This is a genomic window from Nitrosomonas sp. Nm34, from assembly GCF_900113925.1.
GTDB lineage: Bacteria > Pseudomonadota > Gammaproteobacteria > Burkholderiales > Nitrosomonadaceae > Nitrosomonas.
In genome coordinates this window covers 1-1233 of the sequence record NZ_FORD01000143.1, presented here as the reverse complement: position 1 = coordinate 1233, position 1233 = coordinate 1, and the positions used below count along the sequence as shown (strand labels likewise).

Below are 1233 nucleotides of genomic sequence, written 5' to 3'. Positions count from 1 at the left end.
ATACGATATAGCCGCTTTTGCGATGGATGTCATAGAACCCATGAGGCACCATTTTACCGTCCGCCAGGGATTCAAAATCATGATCATTGACCCGCCGACCTCAGTGGGTTAGAGCTTTCCGGGGCGATAAACATTGCCGATCAATTCTTTTTTTAACGTCCATACTCATCACCGGATTACCCTGTACCCGATACTCTTCTTTGAGGCGCTCGATATTTTTGAACTGCTCGTCCCGATGCGGTAGGTTCTTTTTCCCGGCTTCAACCTTGAAGGCCTGACGGCGGCGGAAATTATGTTTGTCGAGCAATTGATCAATAACGGTCACGCTCACGCTAAATCCGCACTGTTTCAGCCTCTCAGCCATGTCGCTGCGGCTCAAATCTGACCACTTTACGGATTCATCCATTGGTGAGCCGGCAGTATGATTCTTTAACATCGCTAAAAAGGCTTTATCCAACCCTTCCATCGTTTCCACAACTGACTTTCGCCCACCCCCTGCTTGCCGAATACATTTCTCCTTTTCAAGCAACGGCATCTTTAACTCTTTCAGGCCACGGCTAACGGTCCCTTCATCGCAATGTAATACCTGACAAAGGTAGGTGATGCCTCCGTGACCCAGCTTTGCCGCCTCAACGGCAGCATAGCGGCGGCGGTCTTTTTCCGATAAGCTGTGATAAAAATTGCGCATTTGCGCTTCGACTTCCGGGGCATAGGTTGTTATCTTCATTTTCTCAACATAACCGAAATACTCTATCAGCGGCAACTTAATTTACAACTCAAAGCTCTGGAGTTATTGAATCCTCGTTCCTATCACAAATCAACCTTACTTTTATCCTCGAACTCTTGCTCCAGCTAATAGTCTTTCTGGAAAACAAATCAATTATAACCGCCAGATATAACCAACCTTCTTGTCTCTAGATGTATGTGATGTCGTAGACATAGGCTGAATTTAGGCTTGTGACATTAAACTGTTGCTTCAATATAGTCTCGAATACTGGTTGTTTGTGATTGTTATTCATTGTCACTTTGTACTTCTTCCGGTATCTCACTTAGGCACCTGCTTTCCTCATCAAACTTCCAGCTTTCCGGCGGCTAACTGGATAATCCAGCGTATTCAGCACTTTTCTTATTCTGCGGCAGTATTTTCCAATACAGAAATGAGTCTGAAAGAAGGTTGTTGAATTTGAGTATTCGAACTTGATTCTGTTTTGGTCTGGTTAAAAAAATGTTTCC

1 protein-coding gene and 1 pseudogene are annotated in these 1233 nt (G+C 44.5%); both read right to left on the bottom strand.

What is annotated here, in order from left to right:
- Positions 1-100: 100 nt before the first annotated feature.
- On the bottom strand, positions 101-727 hold the full coding sequence (locus tag BM283_RS17780) for an ISAzo13-like element transposase-related protein (protein ID WP_090695514.1): 627 nt from the start codon (positions 725-727) through the stop codon (positions 101-103).
- 82 nt (positions 728-809) lie between these two features.
- A pseudogene (locus tag BM283_RS20300) lies at positions 810-1136 on the bottom strand (DDE-type integrase/transposase/recombinase); the annotation flags it as partial.
- Positions 1137-1233 lie beyond the last annotated feature (97 nt).